Below are 364 nucleotides of genomic sequence, written 5' to 3'. Positions count from 1 at the left end.
ACACCCCGGCGGTCACCACCGACGGCACCTTCGATCTCAGCCTGAGCGGCAACGCGGATGCCAACGGCACCGCGGTGACCTATCAAGTTTCGACCGATGGCGGCACCAACTGGACCTCGACGACTGCCACGCAGACCAGCCTGGCCGACGGCGACTATCAGTTCCGCGCCGTCGTCACCGATCCGGCCGGCAACAGCTCGAACAGCAATGCCATCGAGGTCGTGGTCGACAACACCGCGCCGAGCGCCGGCACGCTGGCCTTTGCCAACCTCACCGACACCGGCACGCCGAACACCCCGGCGGTCACCACCGACGGCACCTTCGATCTCAGCCTGAGCGGCAACGCGGATGCCAACGGCACCGC

General features: G+C 67.6%; 1 protein-coding gene. It reads left to right on the top strand.

Annotated features, from left to right (window positions below):
- Window positions 1-364: Ig-like domain-containing protein (locus tag X741_RS1000000170650; RefSeq protein WP_023781035.1), on the top strand; the 364-nt coding region annotated here is incomplete at both ends.

It is taken from the genome of Mesorhizobium sp. LNHC221B00 (assembly GCF_000502935.1).
Taxonomy (GTDB): Bacteria; Pseudomonadota; Alphaproteobacteria; order Rhizobiales; family Rhizobiaceae; genus Mesorhizobium; species Mesorhizobium opportunistum.
The sequence above is the reverse complement of the archived record's forward strand: the minus strand, read 5'-3'. Positions and strand labels throughout refer to the sequence as shown.